Genomic DNA, 21,289 nt, shown 5'->3' with positions numbered 1-21,289 from the left:
GACCATCCCAACATCCTGTCAGGCGCCATCCTGGCCTGGTCTTCATCCGTGACCTCAGGGCTGCGCATCCTGCGCGGCTGATGGGTGTAGATTACGCAGCTCCCGCGAGTGACAACATGGCCAGGTGACACCAGGGCGTGTAAGCCTTTTGCCATAGCCTGGGGAACATGGCGACCATCGCCTCGACTAATGCTGACCCTCGCCGAAGATCCGCCATGGCCCTCTCGACCTCCTTCGCTATCGTGCAACAGCAGATGCGCCGCGCTGCCGGCCTGGTCTGGAGTACCTCTCCCGCGCTGATGATCGGCCTGGTCCTGGCGACCCTGGTCGCCGGCCTGCTGCCGGCCCTGGCCGCCTGGCTGGGACAGCGCATCGTCGATGCCGTGGTGGCGGCCATGCGACTGCATGCCGAGCAGGGCCAGGCACCGCTGTGGCCGGTGTTGCAGTTCGTGCTGGCCGAAGCTGGGGTACTGGCAGCCCTGGCGGGCACCCAGCGCCTGCTGTCGGTACAGCAATCGCTGCTGCGGGTACGCCTGGGGCAGACCGTGAATCTGCTGATCCTGGAAAAGGCCCAGACGCTGTCGCTGGCGCAGTTCGAAGACGCGGATTTCTACGACAAGCTGGTGCGGGCCCGGCGCGAGGCCTCCATCCGGCCCCTGGCGCTGGTGACCAAGTCACTGACCCTGTTGCAGAACCTCATCTCCCTGGTCAGCTTCGCCGTGCTGCTGGTGCATTTCTCGCCTTGGGCGCTGCTGCTGCTGGTGGTGGGCGCCCTGCCGGTGTTCCTGGCCGAGGCGCGGTTTTCCGGCGATGCCTTTCGCCTCTTCAGCCGGCGTGCGCCCGAGACTCGCCGCCAGACCTACCTGGAGACGCTGCTTTCCCACGAGGCCTACATCAAAGAGGTCAAGCTGTTCGGCCTGGCGCCGCTGCTGCTGGAGCGCTATCGCACCACCTTCACCAAGCTCTATGCCGAGGACCGGCGGCTGACCCTGAGACGAGACGGCTGGGGTTTCGTCTTCGGCCTGCTGGGCACCCTCGCCTTCTATGCCGCCTATGCCTGGGTGGTGCTCGATACCGTGCGCGGGCGCCTGAGCCTGGGCCAGATGACCCTCTACCTCACCCTGTTCCGCCAGGGCCAGGCGGCGGTCAGCGCCAGCCTGACGGCCCTGGGCGGGCTCTACGAGGACAGCCTCTACCTGAGCAATCTCTACGACTACCTGGGCCAGCCGACCAGCGCCGAGGGCGGCAGCCTCACCGTTGGCAGCCAGCCCGGCGATGGCCTGAGATTCGAAAGAGTCGGCTTCACCTATCCGGGCGCGACCGCGCCGACGCTCAAGGACATCAGCTTTCACCTGGCGCCGGGCCAGAGCCTGGCCCTGGTGGGGGCCAACGGTTCGGGCAAGACCACCCTGATCAAGCTGCTGACCCGCCTGCACAGCCCGACGCAGGGCCGCATCCTGCTCGATGGCAGCGATCTGCAGGAGTGGCAGCCGGCCGCGCTGCACAGGCGCATCGGCGTCATCTTCCAGGACTTCATCCGCTACCAGCTCACCGCTGGCGAAAACCTGGGGGTCGGCGACACCACGGCCTTCAACGACGAGGCACGCTGGCGCAAGGCGGCCGAGCAGGGCCTGGCCGACGAGGTCATCGCCGGTCTGCGTGAGGGCTACGAGACCCAGTTGGGCCGCTGGTTCCTGGGCGGTCAGGAGCTGTCCGGCGGGCAGTGGCAAAAGATCGCCCTGTCGCGCGCCTACATGCGCGAAGACGCCGACATCCTGGTGCTGGACGAACCCACCGCCGCCCTGGACGCCGCGGCCGAGGCGGTGATCTTCGAGCGCTTTCGGGCCCAAGCGCAGCAACGCATGACCCTGTTGATCTCGCACCGTTTCTCCAGCGTGCGCAACGCCGATCAGATCCTGGTGCTGGAAGGCGGCGAGATCCGCGAGCGTGGCGATCACCAGCAGTTGCTGGCCAGCGGTGGCCGCTATGCCCAGCTGTTCGATCTGCAGGCCAGAGGCTATCGCTGATCGCCGGTGGCGAACTTCGCGCAGGGCTCTCTGCCCAACCTTAACAACCACTCGCGGAGGCCGCATGAACGATCAGATCAAGGAAAACCCCGACGACCTGGACATCGATCCGGACATCGCGCCCGATCCCGAAGAGCCCGTGGGCGAGGATCCGGATGACAAGCCGGTCGAGGAACGCCTGCCGCAGAAGAATCCGCGCAATCCGGAGTACAGCTGATGAACGCCATCTTGCCGTTGCCCGAGGACGAAGATCCAGAAGGGCTACATCCGGCGGAGCTGCCGGCCGACGAGGACGATGCGCCGCCAGTGGATCCGCTGTGACGCTGCAGCGCGCCGTTAAATGGATTGGGGTTGGCTTTTGCCCTTTCCCGGCGGGAGAAGGCGAAATAGCGCCCCGTAGCTTGGGTTGAGCGTAGCGAAGCCCAACGGGTACGTCTTTGCTTCAGTTGTTGGGCTTCGACGATGGAGCTGTCCCAGCCCAACCTACAGTTTCCGCACCATGAAGAAGGTCCGCCGAAGCGGACCTTTTCTTTGGCCCTATTTCATGCCGGGTTGCGGTTTGTAGAGTTCGAGCAGCTTGAGCGTGACGCCATTGGTCCAGCCGAAGCCGTCCTGCAGCTCGTACTCGCCACCACCACCGCCCTGGCCACCGGTGAGGTCGTATTTTTCCACCAGCTTCTGCTCGCGGGCGTAGAGGTTCTGCACCTGGCTCAGGAAGCGGGTGCCGATATCCGCCGCCAGCTTGTCCTGCTGGTAATGGCGCAGGCCAGCCACGGCCACCCACTGCAGCGGTGCCCAGCCATTGGGCTCGTCCCACTGCTGGCCGGTCTTGACCGTGGTGGTGGCGATGCCGCCCGGCCGCAGCAGCTGGTTGGCCACGGTCGCGGCGGTCTGGTCGGCGCTGCTCTGGCTGGCGAGGCCCACGAACAGCGGGAACAGGGTGGCGGCGGACACCTTGTCGGTACGACGCTTGGCCTGCCAGTCGAAGTCGGTGTAGTAACCGGCCGGATTCCACAGGTAGCGGTCGATGGCCTGCTGGCGGGTCTTGGCCTTCTGGCTGTAGGCCTGGACGCAACTGGCTTCGCCGGTTTTCTCGCAGGCCTTGGCGATGGTCTGTTCCAGGTGATAGAGCAGGCTGTTCAGGTCCACCGGGGCGATGGCGGTGGTGCGGATGGTCGCCAGGGTCTTGCCGTCGCCGAGCCAGCGCGAGGAGAAGTCCCAGCCGCTCTCGGCTCCGGCGCGCAGGTCGCGATAGACCTCGCCGGCCGACCGGCCCTTGGCCTGGGCGGCGGTGGCCAGGTCTTCCAGGTAGGACTCCTGGCGCGGGGTATCGCGCGCGTCCCAGTAGCGATTGAGCAAGGTGCCGTCGGCCAGCCTGACCACATGGGCATTGGCCTGGCCCGCCTGGAGGCCTTCGGCGCCGGCCATCCAGTAGGCGTATTCCTTCTGCAGTTGCGGCAGGTAGCGGCGATAGGCGGAGTCGCCTTCCAGGCTAGCCTGCAGGTCGACCATGTAGGCGAAGAACGGCGGCTGCGAGCGACTGAGGTAGTAGCTGCGATTGCCGTTGGGAATGTGACCGTAGACGTCGATCTCATGGGCGAAGTTGTCCACCATGTCGCGAACCAGGTCGGTGCGTCCGTCCTTGGCCAGGCCCAGCATGGTGAAGTAGGAATCCCAGTAGTAGACCTCGCGGAAGCGTCCACCCGGCACCACATAGGGCTTGGGCAGCGGCAGCAGGCTGCTGTAGGCCGGCACCTCTTCGTAGTGGCGGGTCAGCACCGGCCAGAGGTCCTTGACGTGGGTCGGCAGGTCGGCCCCCGCCTTGGGCGGTGCGGCCTTGATCGGATCGGATTCTTCGAAGTTGGCGCTGACGAAGGCCTTGAGGTCGAAGCCTGGCTTGGCACGCTGGGCCAGGTAGTCCTGGCGGATGTCGGCCGGACTGCGCTTGGGCAGGGCATCGACGAAGTGCTTCTGGTCGCTGAACAGCTTGCCCTGCTGCACGGCGGCGAACAGCTCGGGATAGGCCTGGTCCGGCGACACGGCGCGGGCGTTGCTGGCATCGCGCCAACTCCAGGTCGGGGTTTCCGGCTTGCTGCTTTCATGGGCGCAGGCAGCGAGAAAGGCGATGGACAGGGACAGGACGAGCATCCGCGCGGGTGGCGCAGGTGGCAGGCGTTTCATGAAGCGCTCCTTTTCTTGTCGACACGACAGCAGCCGCAACGGACGTTACGACACGAAAGGATCGACCCTGAAGCGCTGCGACAGTTCGCCGCGCCTGGCTCAGACGCCCGGACGCAGACGCCTCACGCAGCGCGCCAGCTCTTCCAGGCCGAAGGGCTTACCGATGAGTTCGACGCCCTCTTCGGCCAGCTCCGGCAGGGATGCCGGATCCGCCTGTCCGGACAGATAGAGCACCGGCAGGCCGGGCGAGGTGGCCCGCGCCTGCTCGGCCAGTTGCCGACCGTCCAGCCCGGAGAGACCGAGACTGGTCACCAGCAGATCGATGCGCAGGGTGCCCGAGGCGATGAGGGCCACGGCGGTGGCGCTGTCGGCCACCGCCAGCGGCGTGTAGCCCAGTTCCGCCAGCACCTCGCCGATGATGACGCGGACTTCGCGCTCTTCTTCGACGATCAGCGCGCAGTCGCCGGAGACCTCCGGCAGCACCGGGCCTTCGGCGTCGCTGGAAATGGGCTCCACCTCGGGCTGGGCCAGCCGCCGCGGTAGATAGAGGCTGATGCAGGTGCCCTCGCCCACCACCGAGTGGATTTCCACCTGGCCGCCGGATTGGCGGACGAAACCATAGATCATCGACAGGCCGAGGCCGGTGCCGCGACCGCTGGGCTTGGTGGTGAAGAAGGGCTCGCAGGCGCGCTTGAGGGTCTCGGCATCCATGCCGGTGCCGGTGTCGCAGACCTGGATACGGACGAAATCGCCGTCTTGGGTCTCGAGCGGCAGGCCGATGCTGAGCGGTCCGCTGACGTTTTCCACGCGGATGCTCAGGTTGCCGCCCTCGGGCATGGCATCGCGGGCGTTGATGGCCAGGTTGAGGATGGCGTTTTCCAGCTGGTGCGGATCGCAGTGCAGGAGCCAGAGCCCGGCATCCAGCTGGACGTCCTTGCGGATCTTCTTGCCCAGGCTGTGGCGCAGCAACTCGTGCATGCCCTGCACCAACTGACCCGCATCCACCGGGCGGGGTTCGAGCACCTGACGGCGGGCGAAGGCCAGCAGGCGCTGGGTCAGGGCCGCGGCGTTCTCGGCCGAGCGGGTGGCGGTGTCCAGATAGCGCTCCAGCTCCTGGATGCGTCCCTGCTGCACTCGACGGCGCATCAGGTCGAGGGAGCCGACGATGCCGGTCAGCAGGTTGTTGAAGTCATGGGCGATGCCACCGGTGAGTTGACCGATGGCTTCCATCTTCTGCGCCTGACGCAGCTCCTCTTCCAGCGCCACCAGCTCCTGGCTGCGCACCTCGATGCGCTCTTCCAGGTTGCGGTTGAGTTCGTCCAGCGCCTCGCGGGCCCGCACGGTTTCGCTGACGTCGCGAGAAATGGAAAGGAATTTCAGGGGCTTGCCGTCATCGCCCAGGATGGGTGTGACCACCACGTCCCACCAGCGCCGCGTGCCCTTGGCGGTGGGCGCGAGTCCGGTGAAACGGCCGATGCCGCCATGCCGCGCCGCCTCGATGGCGGCGGTCACCTCATGGCGCTGCTCTGCGGGCCAGAGTTCGGCCCAGAGGCGACCCTGGAAGGGAATGAAGTCGTCGATCTCCATGACCATCAGGCCGCCCGGATTCATGTATTCCAGGCGCCCTTCCAGATCGATCAGCTTGATGCAGTCGACGCTGCAGACCATGACACTGCGCTTGAAGGCCTCGCCCTGCCAGAGTTCGGCCTCATGCCGGCGCTGCGCGGTGACGTCCAGCAGCACGCCCCCGGCCTCGCGCCGCTGGAACTGCAGGCAGCGCAACTGGCCGTCGGCGCCCTGGCGCCACGCTTCCCAGACCTGCCCCGGAGCGGGCAGGAGTCCCTCGGGCGGCGTACTGCGACTCTGCAGGCCGCTCAGCAATTCGGCGGGTGAAAGGCCGCGGGCCAGCACCTCGACGTCCCGCTCCAGCATGGCCGCACAGGCGGCATCCGCGCGCCATTCGGCGCGGCTGGGATCGTATTCGAACAGGCCGACGGCAAGGAACTGGGACATGGTAGGTAGTGGCCGGTGAAGGGAAGAGATGTCATTGCGCTAGCAGACACGGAAAACCTGTCTAAGTTAACAGTTTCGGCGTTTCGCTTCGCGCTGGCGTTCGACCACTGCTCCAGAAGAATTACTCACTCGGTCGCGTTTTTCTCCACGGCATAACACCGCTCCAGACCGCTATGGCCCAGACCGACGCCCTTGCGCACCTTGAGCTGCACCGGGATGCGCTCCTTGAGCGCCTCCACGTGGCTGATGATGCCGATGGTCTTGCCACTGGCATTGAGCTGGTCGAGGGCATCGAGGGCGACCTCCAGGGTCTCGCCATCGAGGGTGCCGAAGCCTTCGTCGAGAAACAGCGAATCGATGCCGGTGCGCTGGCTGACCAGATCCGACAAGGCCAGCGCCAGGGCCAGGCTGACCAGGAAACTCTCGCCGCCGGAAAGGGTGCGGATGTCGCGCAGGGCATCGGCCTGCCAGGTGTCGAGGATCTGCAGTTCCAGTTCCGCCGCCTGGCGGCGGATCAACCGGTAGCGGCCGTGCAGGCGCATGAGCTGACCATTGGCCAGGTGCACCAGGTGATCCAGGGTCAGGCCCTGGGCGAACTTGCGGAATTTGGCGCCATCCGCCGAGCCGATCAGGCCGTTGAGGTGCTGCCAGAGATCATGATCGCGCTCCTGGGCGGCGATCTCGCCAAGTAGGGCCTGCAGGCCGTCCCGGCGCCGTTCGTCTTCGCGCAGGGCAGCGTTGACCTCACCCTGCCGCTGGCCCAGGGCGCGCAACTCGGCACTGGCGGTGGCCAGCTCGGCATCCAGCTCGGCGGCGCTGCGCTGGGTCTGCGGCGCGGCGCTCAGGGTCGCCAGGCGTTCCCGCGCCGCGCCGGCCAGGGCACGAGCCTCGGTCAGGGCGGTCTCGAGGCGGGTGCGCTCCGCGGTCAGGGTGCTGTGCTCGTCGTCATCCAGTTGCGCGGCGCGCCAGGCGTCGGCATCGGCAAAGGCACTGGCGGCCAGGGTAGCCTGCCAGCGCTCGTCGGCCTCGCGGGCCTGGCGCGTCTCACCCACCAACCGTTCGTGCAGCGCCTGATGCGTACCCTGCAGCGCCGCCCCCTGCTCGCGGCAGTCTTCCCAGGTCGCGGTGGCCTCGGCGAGCACGGCGGCGGCGTTTTGCAGCGCTACCGTGGCAGGCGCGACCTGGCCCGCGCGCTGGCGCCAGGTCTCGACCAGCGGGGCACGTGCGGCCAGGCGCTGGGCGATGTCCTTCAAGCGCTGCTGCAACTCCTGCGCCCGTTGACGATCGGCCTGCCAGAGCCGCCACTCCTGTTCGCGCTGGGCCAGCCATTCGCCAGCACGAGTGGGTACCTCATGGCCCCAACGGGCCAGTTTCTCGCCCAGCTGACGCTCGGCCCTGGCCTGTTGTGCCTGGGCCTGACGCTGTTCCTCGGCACCTTCCGCCAGCCCCTGGCGGGCCCGCTCCCAGGCCGCCTCGGCCAGGGCCAGGCGCTGTTCGGCATCGGCCTGCTGGCGTGCCAGACGCAGGGCCTCCTGGCGACCTTCCTCGCCCTGCTGGCGCAGGCCATCCAGGGTGGCGAGCACCTGCTGGATGCGCGCCAGTTCCTGATCCTGGCGGCGACGCAATTCGGCCACCGCACCGGGCACCTCGGGATCGGCACCCAGGGCCACGCAGCGCTGGCGCCAGAGTTCGCCCAACTGGTCCAACTGCTGGCTGGCCTCGGTCTGCTGCTCGTTGGCCTGATCGAGTTGCGCCCTGAGCGCGGCCAAGGCTTCGCTGAGCTCCTTGCCCTCCTGGGTCAGGCGCTCCAGTTCAGCCTTGGCGTCCTGCAGGGCGGTCTGGGTGGCGGAGACGTCCAGGGCGGCGTAGTCGGCCACCGCGGGATGCTCGCGGGAGCCGCACAGCGGACAGGGCTCATTGGGCTGCAATTCGGCGCGCTGGGCTTCCAGGCTGCGAATGACCCTTTCCTGTTCGAGCAGCTTCTCGCGCTCGCGCACCTGCTGGGCCAACTCGCGGTAGCGCCCGCGCAGGGCCGCCAGGCGCACCCCATGTTCGCCATGCTGGCGCTGGCGCTCGCCCTGGCTGCGGGCCAGGCGCTCCAGCTGGGTCTGCAACTGCCGCCGGCGTTCGACCAGCTGATCCAGCTGGTCGACCTCGTTGACCCGGCCCAGCGTGGCCTGCCAGAGGGCACGCCAGGCCTTTTCGTCACGACCATCCAGCGCCGCCTGCCAGCGTTCGGCCTGGGCCTGCTCCGCCGTCTGAGCCTGGGCGGCCTGCTCGCGCGCGCGAGTCAGCGCCCCCTGCTGGGCCTCGCGCTCCTCGGCCAGCAACTGCAGCTGGCGGGTCTGCTCCTCCTGACGCCGCATCAGGCGCCCCAGGGCCTCGGCCCTTTCGTCGCGCAGCGCCAGTTGGCTACGCCAGTCGCCCAGGCGTTCGCCGAGTTCGGCATGGCGGGTACGCTCGGCCAGGCTTTGCTCCAGGCGCTGGTTTTCCTCTACCGCCTGCGCCTGCTCCGCCTCGGCCTGGCGCAGCTGTTCGCCACTGGCGCCCAGGGCCTGGGCCAGGGCAACGTCGCGGCGGCTGGCCAGGGTCTGGATCCGCTGGTCGAGCTGGGCCAGTTCTTCCAGGCTGCGCTGTTCACGCGCCTGGGCCTCACGCCAGGCCTGCTCGATGGGCAGCAGCCGCGCCGCCGGTTCGGCCGCCGCCAGTCGCTGACGCTGCGGCTCGGCGGCCTCCCAGGCCTGCTGCGCGGAGGCCAGGCGCGCCGCGGCCTGTTGCTCGCCCGCCGCCGCCTGTTCCAGTGCCGTCAACCACTGCCGCTGGGCCTGCCAGGTCTTGAGGTCCGCGGCCAGTTGCTCTTCGCGTTCCGCCAGGCTGAGACCTTCGGCGGCCAGCGCCCGGCGGCGTTCGTCGTCCAGCACCTCGACCCCCGCGACGCGCTGGCGCAGGCCATCCAGAACACCCTTGGCCTCCCGCGCGCGCTCGTACACCCGCTGGGAGATCTGGCCGTACACGGCAGTCCCGGTCAGCTCCTCCAGGAGTTCGGCGCGCTGGCTGGCACTGGCTTCCAGGAAGGCGGCGAAGCCCCCCTGGGCCAGCAGCATGGAGCGGGTGAAGCGCTCGAAGTCGAGGCCGGTGAGTTCTTCGGTGAGTCTGAGCTTGTCGCCGGTCTTTTCGGCGAGGATGGTGCCGTCGAGCCTGGCCAGTTCCACCTTGGGCGGCTGCAGGGCGCCATCGGCACGATCCCGCGCGCGCCTCTGACTCCAGAAGGCCCGGTAGCGCTCGCCACGCACGGCGAATTCCACCTCGGCGAGGCAGTCGCCGGTATGGCGGGTCATGAGTTCGTTGCTCTCCCCGCCCACCTTGCTCATTCGCGGCGTGCGGTGATAGAGCGCCAGGCAGATGGCGTCCAGCAGGGTGGTCTTGCCCGCCCCGGTCGGTCCGGTGATGGCGAACAGGCCACTGCTGGCGAAGGGTTCGGCGGTAAAGTCGATCTTCCACTCACCCTTGAGGGAATTGAGGTTCTTCAGGCGCAGGGTGAGGATCTTCATCGGGCTTTTCCAGGACGACTCGGCGAACCGCCCATTCTGGCATTGTTGGACGCGCTCGCCCATGCCAACCGACCATTCGACCTATGGTCGTGCCCGCTGCTGAACTTGCTCCCGGTCCCGCTCTCAACTGCAAGGTATCGCTCTGCAACCACGTTTACCGGGAGGTTCCGTCGTGCGCTCGCCCCTGTCTCCCTTCGACTTTCTCGGCATGCCCCTACTGGTCGGTGTGGGCACCCTGGCGCTGGTCAGCTGCGATGGTGGCCACAAGGTCGCTGCGCTATGGCAGCCACTGGCGACCTGGCTGGTCTAGCCGATAAAAAGCCCGGTGATCCTGAGATCACCGGGCTGCCCCTCAAGGCATGAACACCGCCCTCATGCAATTCTTGTCCTTGGACTTGAACAGCTCGTAGCCATAGGGCGACTCTTCCAGACTCATCGGATGGGTGAGCAGGTAGGAAGGGTCCAGCTCGCCCTTCTGGATGTGCTCGAACAGGCGCTCCACATAGCGCTGTCCCGGCTGCTGGCCCGATCTCAGCGTCAGCGCCTTGTTGACGATGGCGCCCATGGGAAACTTGTCGATCAGCCCGCCATAGACGCCGATCACCGACACCGTCCCGCCCTTGCGACAGGCACGGATGGCCTGGCGCAGCGCCGACCCGCGTTCGGTGTGCAGGCGCAGCAGCTGCTTGGTCTTGTCGTAGGCATAGTCGAGCTGGGTACCGTGGGCCTCCATGCCGACGCAATCGATGCAGCGATCCGGACCGCGACCACCGGTCAATTCCAGCAGGGCTTCATGGATGTTGGTGGTCTCGTAGTCGAGAACGATGGCACCGGCCTTCTCGGCCGCCAGCTGCAGGCGATCGCTGAAGCGGTCGATGGCGATGACCCGCTCGGCGCCCAGCAGATAGGCGCTGCGAATGGCCATCTGCCCCACCCCGCCACAACCCCAGACCGCCACGGTATCGCCAGGCTGGATGTCGGCGATATCGGCAGCGTAGTAGCCGGTAGGCACGGCATCGGACACGAACACCGCCTGGGCATCCGTGACGCCATCGGGCACCTTGAACAGGTTGACGTCGGCATAGGGCACCCGCACATAGGTGGCATGGCTGCCGGCATAGCCACCGAAGGCATGGCTGTAGCCGAAGATGCCGGAACAGGGTTGCCCATAGGCCAGTTCCGTCATCTCGGGTTTGGGGTTGCTGTTGTCGCAGCAGTTGTAATCTTCGCGCTGGCAGTGTTCGCAGTCACCGCAGCCGATGATGGAAACGGTCACCACCCGGTCGCCCACGGCCAGGCCCTGGTTACGCAGGCCGCTGCCCAGCTCGACGATCTCGCCGAGGAATTCATGGCCGATGATGTCGCCGGGTTTCATCGCCGGGACGTAGCCGCCCAGCAGGTGCAGGTCCGAGCCGCACACCGAGGACATGATGATGCGCACGATGGCATCGCGCGGATTGAGGATCTCCGGATCCGGGACGGTTTCCACCTGCAGACGGTTAGGGGCTTGCCAGGTCAGGGCACGCATTATTCGGTCCTCCCGTGGGTGCCCAGGCCGGCATCGATATCGGCCTGGGGTTCGTCCGCTGGACGAGTCACCGGCGGATGGGCCGGCGCCAACGGGCGACCGCTGCGGGTGACCTCGGGGGTGGCGATCTCGCCGGTCTCCAGTTGCTGCTTGAGGCGGCGCAGGCCGAGGTTGACCGCCTTGCCAGTGAAGCGACTGATGCCTTCGGTGACGGCATGGCCAAGCAAACCGGCCGGGGCTTCGCAGGCCAGTACGACCTGCACCAGGGTGCCACGCCCCTGGGGAGCATCGCTGAAGGTCAGGCTGGCCTTGTGCGCCATGAAGGTACCAGGCACGGTGCTCCATAGCAGGAACTCGTTCTCGCGGCGCTCGCTCTGCTCCAGGGTCCAGCTCAGGGTACGACCCAGGGGACCGGAGGCATGCCAGTGGCTGTCACCATCGGCGCCCAGCTCGATGCGGTCGACGAAGGGCAGCAGCTCGCGCAGGTGCTGCAGGTCGGCGCAGTAGGCGAACACCTCTTCGCGCGGCTTGGCGATGGTGACGCTGCGCTGGATGGCGGTGGGATTGCGCCAGCCCCAGCGCTCGGCCAGGGCCCGTTCGAAGGGTGACGGCTGCAGCGCGGCCTTGAGCTCGCACCGCTGGCGCACTCCGCGGCTGAGGGCCATGGCGCCCAGCGCCATCTTCACGCAGCCGGCCAGACCACCACGGCGCAGGCCGCCAAGGATCAGCAGGCCACCGCCAAGCAGGGACACCACGCGTTCGGTGCCCTGGACGTTCGGTACCTGGTTGTCGGAGCGTTCGTGACGCGTGGCGGCGAGGGGTTGCGATAGGTCGTGCATGGGGTCTCCTCCGATATGGGCTACATAGAGAGGGTGACCCCGGGGCAGCGGGCCTTGTTCCGGACGAGAAATACCGTCCGATGGAAGCGTTTCGCTGCGATCAGGCGGGCAACTCGCCGAGAACCTCGCGGTAAAGGCCTTCCAGGCGGGTACGCAGCTCGTCGTCCAGGGTCTCGGCGGCCAGGCGCTGGCTGAAGACGTCCAGCGGGCTGAGCTCTTCCAGCGTTTCGCGCTGGGTGCCCTGCAGCGTGGGCGGGACGGCGTTGCGCGCGCGCCTTACCCGCAGCACGTCCAGCGGCAACTCGGCCACCAGCGCAGAGATGCGCGGCTGCAGATCGGCCAGGTAGTCATCCCCGGCCACCACCACCTCGGCCCACACCGGGCACTTGGGGCTGCCGTCGGCCGCCGCCTCGACCAGGGCGGCGCCCAGGGTGTCGAGGGTGCCCTGTACCACGGCCAGCGGCTGGAAACAGGGCACCGCCACGGGCGTCACTCGCTCCAGGGCCGCGCCGAACTCCACCAGCAGGACTTCCTTGGCGCGTTCCTCATCGAAACTCAGGCACAGCGGCGAGCCGCTGTAGCGCACCCGCTCCAGGCCGCCGACCCGCTGGGGTCGGTGGATATGACCGAGGGCGATGTAGTCCGCCGGCGGAAAGGCGCTGGTGGGAAAGGCGTCGAGACTGCCGACATAGATCTCCCGCACCGACTCGCTGGCGCTGGCGCCCACGGTGGTCAGGTGGCCGGTGGCGATGATCGGCAGCGCCGCGCCCAGTTCGGCGCGGCGTGTCTCGGCCAGGGCGTACAGCTCGGCATAGTGGCCCTGGATGGCCTGTTGCAGTGCCTGGCGCTTTTCATCGGCGCTCTGCCCGGCCTGACTCTGCACCAGGTCGCGCGGACGCACGAAGGGAATGCCGCAAAGCAGCGCGCCGATCTCGCCGTCGCGGCGGCGCAATTCCAGCAGCTGGTCGGCTAGCGTCTCGCTGACGCAGGGGATCACCCGGGTGTCCAGGCAGGCCAGCAATTCGCGAGACTCGGCCAGCACCGCGGCGGAATCATGGTTGCCGCCGAGCACCACCAGGCTGGCGCCGGTGCCGCGCAAGGCGACGATGAAGCCGTTGTACAGCTCGCGGGCATAGCTCGGCGGCGTGGCGGTATCGAAGATATCCCCCGCCACCAGCACCACGTCCACCCGCTGCTCCTCCACCTGGGCCACCAGCCAAACGAGAAAGGCGCGATGCTCAGCCTCGCGGGTGCGGCCGAGGAAATGCTGCCCCAGGTGCCAGTCGGAGGTGTGCAGCAGGCGCAGGCCGCTCGCAGGAGCGGCCTGGCGAGCCCGTTTGGGCTTGGGTTTTTCCTCGGAGGCGGCGGCGGGCAGATCGAACAGCGGGAGGTTTTCCATGGGTATCGGCGGTCAGAGCGGCAAAGAGGCGCAGTATCCTCCTCCTGTTGCACCGAGGGAAATCCGCACCGGTACGCGCGGCAAAGCGGTCACTCCGTGCAGGGCCGCACCGCGGTTGCCGAATCCCTTCGCCAGCCCAGGGGAAGCAGACTCAGCAGCCCCAGTAGTGCCATTCCCAGACCGACCCACAGCGGCGCGCGCAGACCCTGACCGGCATCGATGGCCGCACCACCGGCCCAGGCGCCCACCGCCAGGCCCGCGGTGATCACCGAGGTGTGCAGGGTATTGACCAGGGGGCCTGGCGTCGCCGCGGCCATGACGCGGGCGACCATGGCCGGGTTGAGCGCCACCCCGGTCAGGCCGATCAGCGCCAGGGCCAGGAGGCTGGCCGCGGCACTGTCGGCGCAGGTGACGAAAAGGGCGAAGCCCAGCGCCAGCACGACCAGGCCCGCACCCTGCACCTTCAGGGTGTAGCGATCGGCCAGGTGGCCCACCAGCAGATTGCCCAGCACGTTGGCGAGGCCGTAACCCATCAGCAACCAGGGAATGGTGGTGGACGCGAAACCCGTCACCTGGATGAGGATGGGCGAGAAGTAGCTGAAACCGGCGAAGGTCGCGCCGATGATCAGGCCGCTGGTGAGATAGGCCGCCCAGAGCCTGGCGCTGACCAGGGTCCGCAGCTCGCCGCTCAGTTGCCCGACCGCGCGTGCCGGTGCCCGCGGCACGCACAGGCCGACCAGCAGGGTGCAGCAGGCCGCCAGCAGGGCGACCGCCCAGAAGCTGGCGCGCCAGCCGGCCAGCTGCTCGATCAGTACCGTACCCGGCACCCCGAACACTGGTGCCAGCATGAGTCCGGACAGGATCAGCGAGGCCGCCCGGCCGCGGCGATCCGGGGTGACCAGGTTGGCGCCCAGGGTCAGACAGAGGCCGATGCTGGCGGAGCTGGCGACGCCCATGAGCACCCGCCCCGCCGCCATCACCGGATAACTGGCCGCCAGCGCGGCCACCACGGCGCCTACCAGGTAGAGCAACAGCAGCCATAGCAGTGCCGACTTTTCCGCGAGGCGCAGGGCCAGCAACAGCAGGGTCAGGGGTGGGCCGCCCAGGGCCATGCCCAGGGCATACCAGGAGATCAGATAGCCGATCTGGCCGATGGAGACGCCGAGATCGGCAGCCAGCGCCGGCATCATGCCGGCGACCATGAATTCGGCGGTGGTCAGCGCGAAGATGGTGAGGGCGAGCAGATAGATGAGACGGGGGATGGCGGGTGAGGCATTCATGACAGGCGGGGGATTCCAGAAAAGCGGGCAGGAGCGGCTGTAGCGGGCCGGACGGGCGGACTGATCCCGCGCGTCTCGGGAGGTGGGGCTGCGTTTGATAGGCGCAGGGGTCGTGCGCCAAGGCAGGCACCTTAGTGGCTGCGCCGCCGTCCGGTCAAACGCGGGGCCGCCGGGCTAGATCCGGAAATCCTCGGCGATCAGCCCGGCCAGAGAGGCGCAGGCGGGGCTGCGCTCGCCGGGCGGGGAGGCCAGCCGCAGCTCGTGCACCGGCAGTTGCGGAAAGCCCTCTTCCGGCATCAATTCGCGCATCGGCGGGGTCATCCGCGCCCGGTCGGTGATGGCCACCGCCTGGCCCAGTTCGACCGCCGCTTCCAATGCCGAAGAGGCGGCGCTGGTCACCACCGCATGCCAGCGCCGGCCCTGGCGGATCAGCAGGTCGATGCCCAGTTCGCGATAGCTGCAACCTTCGCCGTGCAGCGCCAGGGGCACGCTGGCGTCCGCGCTCAGCTGCAGCCCGGGACCGGCGACCCACACCGGCTGGGTATGGCCGAACATCTGACCGTCCGCCCGGTCGATGCGGGGCGGCCCTACCAGCAGCGCCAGATCCAGCAGTCCCTGGCCAAGCCAGCGACGGAGTTGACTGCTGTTGCCGGTCAGCACCTCCAGGACGATCCCGGGATGCTCGCCGTGCAACCGCGGCAGCACGGCCTTGAGCAAGCGGGCCGCATAGTCTTCGGCCACGCCCAGGCGCACCTCGCCCACCACTGGCTGCCCCGTGAGGCCGGCGAGGATGCGGTCGTGGGCCTGCAGCAGGTCGGCGGTCTCCAGCAGCACGCGGCGCCCGAGCGGGGTCAGGGTCACGGCCTGGTTATCGCGCTCGAACAGCCGGCCACCGGTCTGCTCTTCCAGCCGGCGGATCTGGCTGCTCACCGCCGAGGGGCTGCGATTGAGCTGCAGCGAGGCGGCGCGGAACTGCCCCAACCGGACGATGGTGTGGAAGGTACGCAGGACGTCGATATCGAGAGGTGCGGGCATGATGCGATTTTATCGAACCATAGCTACCGATAATGTCGTTTGAGTGTATTACCACCCTGCGCCAGGCTCAAGGCATCCCGTCATCTGGAGTTCGGTCATGCCTGCCATCCTGTCTTCCCCATTGCTGCGCCAGCTCGCCCTGGTGCTGTGCTGGAGCGCCGGTTTCGTCGGTTATCGCTATGCCGCGGACCAGGCTCCTACCCTGCTGGTGACGTTCTGGCGCCTGCTACTGGCCGCCCTCCTGCTGCTGCCGTTCGCCTGGCGCGAAGTGCGGCGGCTACCGCTGAAGATCATCGGCCAGCAGGCGGGCATCGGCGTGCTGGCCTTTGCCGGAGCGGTAGGGCCGGCGGCCAAGGCCATCGAACTGGGCGTCTCACCCGGGCTGGCGGCGCTGCTGTCGGATCTGTCGCCGCTGCTGGTGGCCCTGGGCTGCTGCCTGCTGCCTGGCCAGCGCACCCATGGACGCCAGTGGCTCGGCTTGGGGCTGGGCCTGACGGGCGTAATGCTCGCGACTGGCGCGGGACTGGGCTTGGGGGTGGCCCCCAGTTGGGCCTACGCCCTGCCCCTGGGCAGCGCCCTGGCCCTGGCGCTGGCCACCCTGGTGCAGAGTCGCCTGCCGCCGAGCCGACTGGCACTGCGGACCCAGCTGTTCATTCAGCTCGCGGCCAGCGGGCTGGTGATGCTGGGGGTAGCCGGGGTGGAAGGTCCGCTGACCCCGCCACTGACCCTCGGCTTCGCCCTGGCGGTGCTCTGGCTGCTGATCCCGACCCTGCTCGGCTTCGGCCTCTACTGGCTGTGCCTGCGTCAGGGCAGCCCCCAGGCGGTGAGTGGCGCGCTGTACCTGAGTCCGCCGGTGGCGCTGCTGTGGGCCTGGGCCTGTTTCGACGAACCCCTGGCGCCGGGCATGCTGCTCGGTCTGCTGTTCGCCCTGGCGGGATTGCTGTGCCTGAATGCAGCGGAGCGGACCCGGCAACCGGAGCCGGCGCTGGGCGGGTGACTTTCTTGGAAGGGCGCGATGCCGACGGCCGTCAGCATCGGCGAAGGCCTCGCGTGCTGCGAGGCCGGCGTTGGGTCAGGCCTTGTCGTCGGCCTGCTCGTCGTGGTCCTTGAGCGCGGGTTTCTTGCCCGGTTGCGGCGCGTGCTCGGCATCGGGTGCGATGTCCTCGCCCTGATGCTTCTTTTCCTGCTGCACTTTCTTGTCGTGGGCGACGTTACGTGGGTCAGTCATGGGACATCCTCGCTCGGTAGATCATCGGGTACCCGTCGACGCATCACGCGAGCCGTGTCGCGCCGGGATAGGGTTTCGAGCGAGCCGGCGTGCAGCCGTTCCTGTGCGCCGACGAACGCTCTGGGCGCGCCCTCTGGCCCTCTACCCCGAGCGCAGCAACAGGCGGTTCAATACTTCAACCGTCGCTCCTTGGACGGGGGATAGCCGAAGTAGGCCGAATACCTCTTGCTGAAGTGGGTGACCGAGGTGAAGCCGCAGGCCACCGCCACCTCCAGCACCGACAGGGTGGAGTGCTGCAGCAGCCGCCGCCCCTCGGTGATGCGCAGTTCCAGGTAGTAGCGCATGGGCGCGGTGTCGAGCTGCTCGCGAAACAGCCGCTCGACCTGGCGCCGCGAGCGGCCGGCGTAGTCGCACAGCTGCTCGATGGTCAGGGGCTCCTCGATGTTGGCCTCCATCAGCGTCACCACCTCGCGCAGCGGCGGGGTCATCTGCACCTTGAGCGTCGGATTGACCTGGCGGAAGCGCGATTCCTCGAAGGCCAGGATATTGACCAGGCCATCGGCCAGGGCGCTGCCGCACTGGGCGCCGATCCATTCGAGGAAGAGGTGGAAGGCGCCACTGGGACTGGCGGCGGTCAGCCGGTCGCGATCCAGCACATGGCTTTCCGCCGAGGTCTTGCAGCCACGCACCCGCTCGCTGAAGGCACTGCGGTGCTCGGGATGGATCGCACAGCGATAGCCGTCCAGCACCCCGGCCTGGCCCAGTTGCCAGGCGCCGTTCCACAGGCCGCAGAGGGTCACCTGCTGCTTGGCCGCGCGCAGCAGCAGCGCCTTGAGCCGCGGGTCCAGCTCCAGCGGCGTCCGCAGCCCGCCGCAGACCACCAGCAGATCGAAGCGGGCATCCTCCACCGCGCGATAGTCGCCGTCCGGACGGATGACGATGCCGAGGTCACTGAGCACCTCGGCGCCGGTCGGGCTGTAGGTCTGGGTGGCGAAGGTCCCGGCGGCCAGCAGGTTGGCGGTGACCAGGGTATCCAGCGCCTGGGTGAAGGACGGCAAGGAAAAGTGATCGAGCAGGATGAAGCCGACCAGCCGGGAAAACTCCGGCCGCGGCCGCGTCGACTGCAACTGCAGGTAGTTCTTGCCTTGGATACCGCTGCCAAAGGTTCTTGAATCGATCACGTCCTACCGCCCTGCTCCATCCCTCGGGCCCATCCTAGCCCAAAGCCGCATTCCCACCGGGCGGGAGAACCGTCGCCCACCGTGTCGCAAGCGACCAGTGTCCTGTCACCGTAGACGACGGCAGCCCGGCGTGGCGGCATCAGCCTACCGATTTCAGCGGAATCGGCCCCCGCAACCGCTCCGACAGGGTCGCGCAGTACCAGTCGTCGAACTGGCAGACGCCGTTCTCGGCGGCTTCCGAATAGGGACCCGGTTCATAGGACGGCGAATTGACCCCGGCCTGGGTGCCTTCCACCAGTCGGCGATCCTGATCGTTGGTGGCGACCCAGACCTTGGTCAGGCGCTCCAGGTCGTAGTCCACCCCTTCCACGGCCGATTCCGGCACCAGCCATTTGGTGGTCACCAGGGTTTCGTTGGGGCCGAGGGGCAGCACGCGGAAGCTCAACGCGTGATCGCCGAGGACATGATTCCAGGTGGAGGGATAGTTGAAGTACAGCAGCGCACCGATGTCCGGCTCGCCACTCCGGTCCAGTCGTCCCGCCACCGCGGGCTGGCCATCCATCGTGTAGCTCACCGCGCCGGCCGACAGCGGGATGCGGGTCATGCGGAAGCGGCCGTGGATATCCATCACCAGCTGGCTGGGCATCCCGGCACGCTCGCAGCGCGCCCAGTGGGAGGCCAGCTCGGGATCGTCCGCGTCGCCGACGCCGGCTACCGAAAGATTCTCGACGTAGGAGTTGAGCAGTTCGGGATGGGTACCGTCGCAGTGGTAGCACTCGCGATTGTTCTCGAACACCAGCTTCCAGTTGCCGCGCTCGACCAGGTCGGACTGGAAGGCGACCTTGCAGCTATCCAGGAAGTGCGGGGCGAGGAAGGGCTTGACCGCCGCACGGAAGGCTTCGAAATCCGGCGCCTGGGCGGCCACGCAGACATAGATGTAGCTTTCCACCACCTCGACGTGCACCGGCTTGAGGCCGTACTGGGTCTTGTCGAAATCAGCGCTCATGTTGCCGGCGAACAGCAGGTTGCCGTCCAGCTCGTAGGTCCACTTGTGATAGGGGCAGACCAGTTTGGCGACCTTGCCCTGCTCGTGCTCGCAGACCTTGGCACCGCGATGGCGACAGGCGTTATGGAAGGCACGCACCTGGCCGTCCCTGCTGCGCACCACCGCCACCGGGTAGTCGCCGATCCGCAGGGTGAAGTACTGGCCGGGCTTGGCGATCTCGAAGGTGTGACCGGTGAAGATCCAGTCGCGGTGCCAGAGTTGTTCGAGGTCCTGGCGATAGACGCCGGGATCGCTGTACAACTCGCGGGGCAGCGAGTGCCGGGGCTTGCGCTGGGCGATCAGGTCGATGATGGCTTGCGTGGGGTTCATGGACAGGTGTCCTCGAAAGTCTGGCCGGGAGCGGAGTCGGTGGGACTGTTGTTGTTCTTGAGACGCGCAGCGACGCTCGAACGCCAAGGCGGTCGTCGCCCGCTGGCGCGTCGACGAGGCAGGCCGAAGAGGGATTCAGGGACAACGCTGATGGTCGCAGCCTAGGCGGCGAGCCGCCCCTGTCACAAACGACTTTTCGGGCGGGTAAAGCATGCGCTGGGGTTATCGATCCCCGGGTTGGAAAAGTGGCGCCAGGGCCTCGATGGCCAGGGGCGAATGCTCCAGTTCCAGCACGGCACGCTTCAGGGCGGCACGGGCGTTGGCAGTGAGATTCTGCCCGGCGAACAGCTCGAACTTGGCCTCGATGTCGGCCAGCATCAGCGGTTGCTCCGGATCGCCCAGGGCCGCCGTGATCGGTGAGGTGAAGACTTCGCCGCTGGTCAGGCGCACGGTCACCCGCGAGAGAATCTCTTCCGGGAAGCGCGCCGACAGGTCCGCCGCCTCGACGATCTCGATGCGCTCGCTCACGGCGAGGATATCCGGCGCCTCGATGGCGGCGCCGGTGACCTCTTCCGGTCCGACCTGGCCGCGGGCGATCAGCGCCGCCAGCGGGAAGGCCAGGGCGTACTGGGCCTCGTCGGCATTGGCCGGGCGATGGCCCTGCAGGCAGGTGGATTCCTGGAAGGTTTCCACCCGCACACGAGCCAGCGTGTCGGCGCAGAGGTGCGGGTGCTCGGCGAGCAGGCGGGTCATGGCGGTGAGCGCCGGCTGCGCCCAGCGGCACACCGGCCAGGGCTTGAAGTACTGGGCGTCGATCTCCCAGCAGCGGCCCAGGTCGCTCCAGAAAGGGCTGGCGGACTCGGCTTCGAGGGTTTCGGCCGGTGCCCCGGTGACGCCCTCTCGGGCCAGCAGCAGGGCATTGAGGCCGTTGTAGGCGCCGGCGCCGTGGGCATCGCGCAGCATGGTGGGGTGCTCGATCAGCCGCATCATCGGGCAACGAGCCGCGAAGTATTCGGCGATGCCCAGGGCATGGCGAAAGGTGGCCTCGTCCAGCCCTAGCAGGCGGGCTCCGCCACAGACCACGCCAAGACCGGAGAAGCCACCGGAGGCGTGGTAGGTCGGCGAGGTGGCCGTCAGGGCGACGCCGGCGCGCAGACCGGTCTCGTAGCCGAGGCAGAGGGCTTCGAGCAGCTCGCGGCCACTGATCCTAGGCCCCTGGGCGTGCAAGGCGTCGGCCAGGGCCAGCAGCGCCGGGACCACGGTGGCACCGGCATGGCCCTTGGAGGTGAAGTGGCCTTCGTGGGCGTCCAGGCTGTCGGCGGTGAAACCGCCCGCCCAACCCGCGCCCAGCAGATTCACCGGGGTGCCATCGAAGGGCAGGCGACTCACGAATTCGCCGCCGGGATAGTGCTTGCGCGCATAGCCATAGAGGGTCTGGCTGGTGGCATTGGAGACCGCCCCGGCCATGGTGCCGAGAATGTCCAGCAGGCTCTTCTGCAGGATCGCCCGGGTAGGGGCGGGTACCTGGTCGAGGGTGAAGGCTTGGCAAAAGGCATATAGCGACATCCGCGGGCTCCTTGTTGTTGTCTGCCGAGGTCGGCCGGCAACAGACAATGAGTCAGGGTCACGCCGCAGCTCCAACGACCTTTTCG

The 21,289-nt window shown here is 67.8% G+C and carries 16 protein-coding genes; 4 read left to right on the top strand and 12 right to left on the bottom strand.

The annotated features are described in order from the left end of the window. The first annotated feature begins 215 nt into the window (after positions 1-215). The gene (locus tag RCF34_RS21805; protein ID WP_308710062.1) at positions 216-2,027 is read left to right on the top strand and encodes an ABC transporter ATP-binding protein; all 1,812 of its coding nucleotides are present in this window, start codon (positions 216-218) and stop codon (positions 2,025-2,027) included. A gap of 64 nt (positions 2,028-2,091) precedes the next feature. Next, positions 2,092-2,244, top strand: a complete 153-nt coding sequence (locus RCF34_RS21800) for a hypothetical protein (protein WP_007162537.1) — start codon at positions 2,092-2,094, stop codon at positions 2,242-2,244. 320 nt (positions 2,245-2,564) lie between these two features. Here RCF34_RS21800 and treA read toward each other — a convergent pair whose 3' ends face one another. The 3 genes from treA to RCF34_RS21785 form a co-directional block, all read right to left on the bottom strand. Then, positions 2,565-4,208, bottom strand: a complete 1,644-nt coding sequence (treA, locus tag RCF34_RS21795) for an alpha,alpha-trehalase TreA (protein WP_308710061.1) — start codon at positions 4,206-4,208, stop codon at positions 2,565-2,567. A 99-nt stretch (positions 4,209-4,307) separates the two neighbouring features. After that, a complete protein-coding gene (locus tag RCF34_RS21790; RefSeq protein ID WP_308710060.1) occupies positions 4,308-6,221 on the bottom strand; it encodes an ATP-binding protein in 1,914 nt (637 codons plus the stop codon). Between the two features lie 125 nt (positions 6,222-6,346). After that, positions 6,347-9,772, bottom strand: a complete 3,426-nt coding sequence (locus tag RCF34_RS21785) for an AAA family ATPase (protein WP_308710059.1) — start codon at positions 9,770-9,772, stop codon at positions 6,347-6,349. Between the two features lie 172 nt (positions 9,773-9,944). Here RCF34_RS21785 and RCF34_RS21780 point away from each other — a divergent pair, with 172 nt between their 5' ends. After that, positions 9,945-10,082, top strand: a complete 138-nt coding sequence (locus RCF34_RS21780; RefSeq protein ID WP_308710058.1) for a hypothetical protein — start codon at positions 9,945-9,947, stop codon at positions 10,080-10,082. A 42-nt stretch (positions 10,083-10,124) separates the two neighbouring features. On the opposite strand, the gene RCF34_RS21775 is transcribed toward RCF34_RS21780, so the two are convergent. The 5 genes from RCF34_RS21775 to RCF34_RS21755 form a co-directional block, all read right to left on the bottom strand. Next, a complete protein-coding gene (locus tag RCF34_RS21775; RefSeq protein WP_308710057.1) occupies positions 10,125-11,300 on the bottom strand; it encodes a zinc-dependent alcohol dehydrogenase in 1,176 nt (391 codons plus the stop codon). Continuing rightward, complete coding sequence (locus RCF34_RS21770) at positions 11,300-12,139, bottom strand: SRPBCC family protein (protein WP_308710056.1); 840 nt, start codon at positions 12,137-12,139, stop codon at positions 11,300-11,302. The genes RCF34_RS21775 and RCF34_RS21770 overlap by 1 nt, the downstream gene beginning before the upstream one ends. A 100-nt stretch (positions 12,140-12,239) precedes the next feature. Next, entirely contained in the window at positions 12,240-13,445 is a 1,206-nt protein-coding gene (gene sbcD, locus RCF34_RS21765) for an exonuclease subunit SbcD (protein ID WP_308710065.1), read from the bottom strand. Between the two features lie 182 nt (positions 13,446-13,627). Next, on the bottom strand, positions 13,628-14,818 hold the full coding sequence (locus RCF34_RS21760; protein WP_308710055.1) for an MFS transporter: 1,191 nt from the start codon (positions 14,816-14,818) through the stop codon (positions 13,628-13,630). A 174-nt stretch (positions 14,819-14,992) separates the two neighbouring features. Next, entirely contained in the window at positions 14,993-15,853 is an 861-nt protein-coding gene (locus tag RCF34_RS21755; RefSeq protein WP_308710054.1) for a LysR family transcriptional regulator, read from the bottom strand. A gap of 97 nt (positions 15,854-15,950) precedes the next feature. On the opposite strand from RCF34_RS21755, the gene RCF34_RS21750 reads away from it, so the two are divergent. Next, positions 15,951-16,850 (top strand): DMT family transporter, encoded by a 900-nt coding sequence (locus tag RCF34_RS21750; protein ID WP_308710053.1) that lies wholly within the window; start codon positions 15,951-15,953, stop codon positions 16,848-16,850. Positions 16,851-16,925: 75 nt separating this feature from the next. Here RCF34_RS21750 and RCF34_RS21745 read toward each other — a convergent pair whose 3' ends face one another. From RCF34_RS21745 to RCF34_RS21730, 4 genes are all read right to left on the bottom strand, one after another. Further along, on the bottom strand, positions 16,926-17,081 hold the full coding sequence (locus RCF34_RS21745) for a hypothetical protein (protein ID WP_007162553.1): 156 nt from the start codon (positions 17,079-17,081) through the stop codon (positions 16,926-16,928). A gap of 167 nt (positions 17,082-17,248) precedes the next feature. Continuing rightward, positions 17,249-18,262: a GlxA family transcriptional regulator gene (locus tag RCF34_RS21740; protein WP_308710052.1), complete on the bottom strand. Its 1,014-nt coding sequence runs from the start codon at positions 18,260-18,262 to the stop codon at positions 17,249-17,251. A gap of 139 nt (positions 18,263-18,401) precedes the next feature. After that, on the bottom strand, positions 18,402-19,637 hold the full coding sequence (locus RCF34_RS21735; protein ID WP_308710051.1) for an aromatic ring-hydroxylating dioxygenase subunit alpha: 1,236 nt from the start codon (positions 19,635-19,637) through the stop codon (positions 18,402-18,404). Between the two features lie 222 nt (positions 19,638-19,859). Beyond that, positions 19,860-21,203, bottom strand: coding sequence for an MmgE/PrpD family protein (locus RCF34_RS21730; protein ID WP_308710050.1), 1,344 nt, complete (start codon positions 21,201-21,203; stop codon positions 19,860-19,862). Between the last annotated feature and the right edge of the window lie 86 nt (positions 21,204-21,289).

The organism is Pseudomonas sp. 102515 (assembly GCF_031085165.1).
GTDB lineage: Bacteria > Pseudomonadota > Gammaproteobacteria > Pseudomonadales > Pseudomonadaceae > Chryseomonas.
The sequence above is the reverse complement of the archived record's forward strand: the minus strand, read 5'-3'. Positions and strand labels throughout refer to the sequence as shown.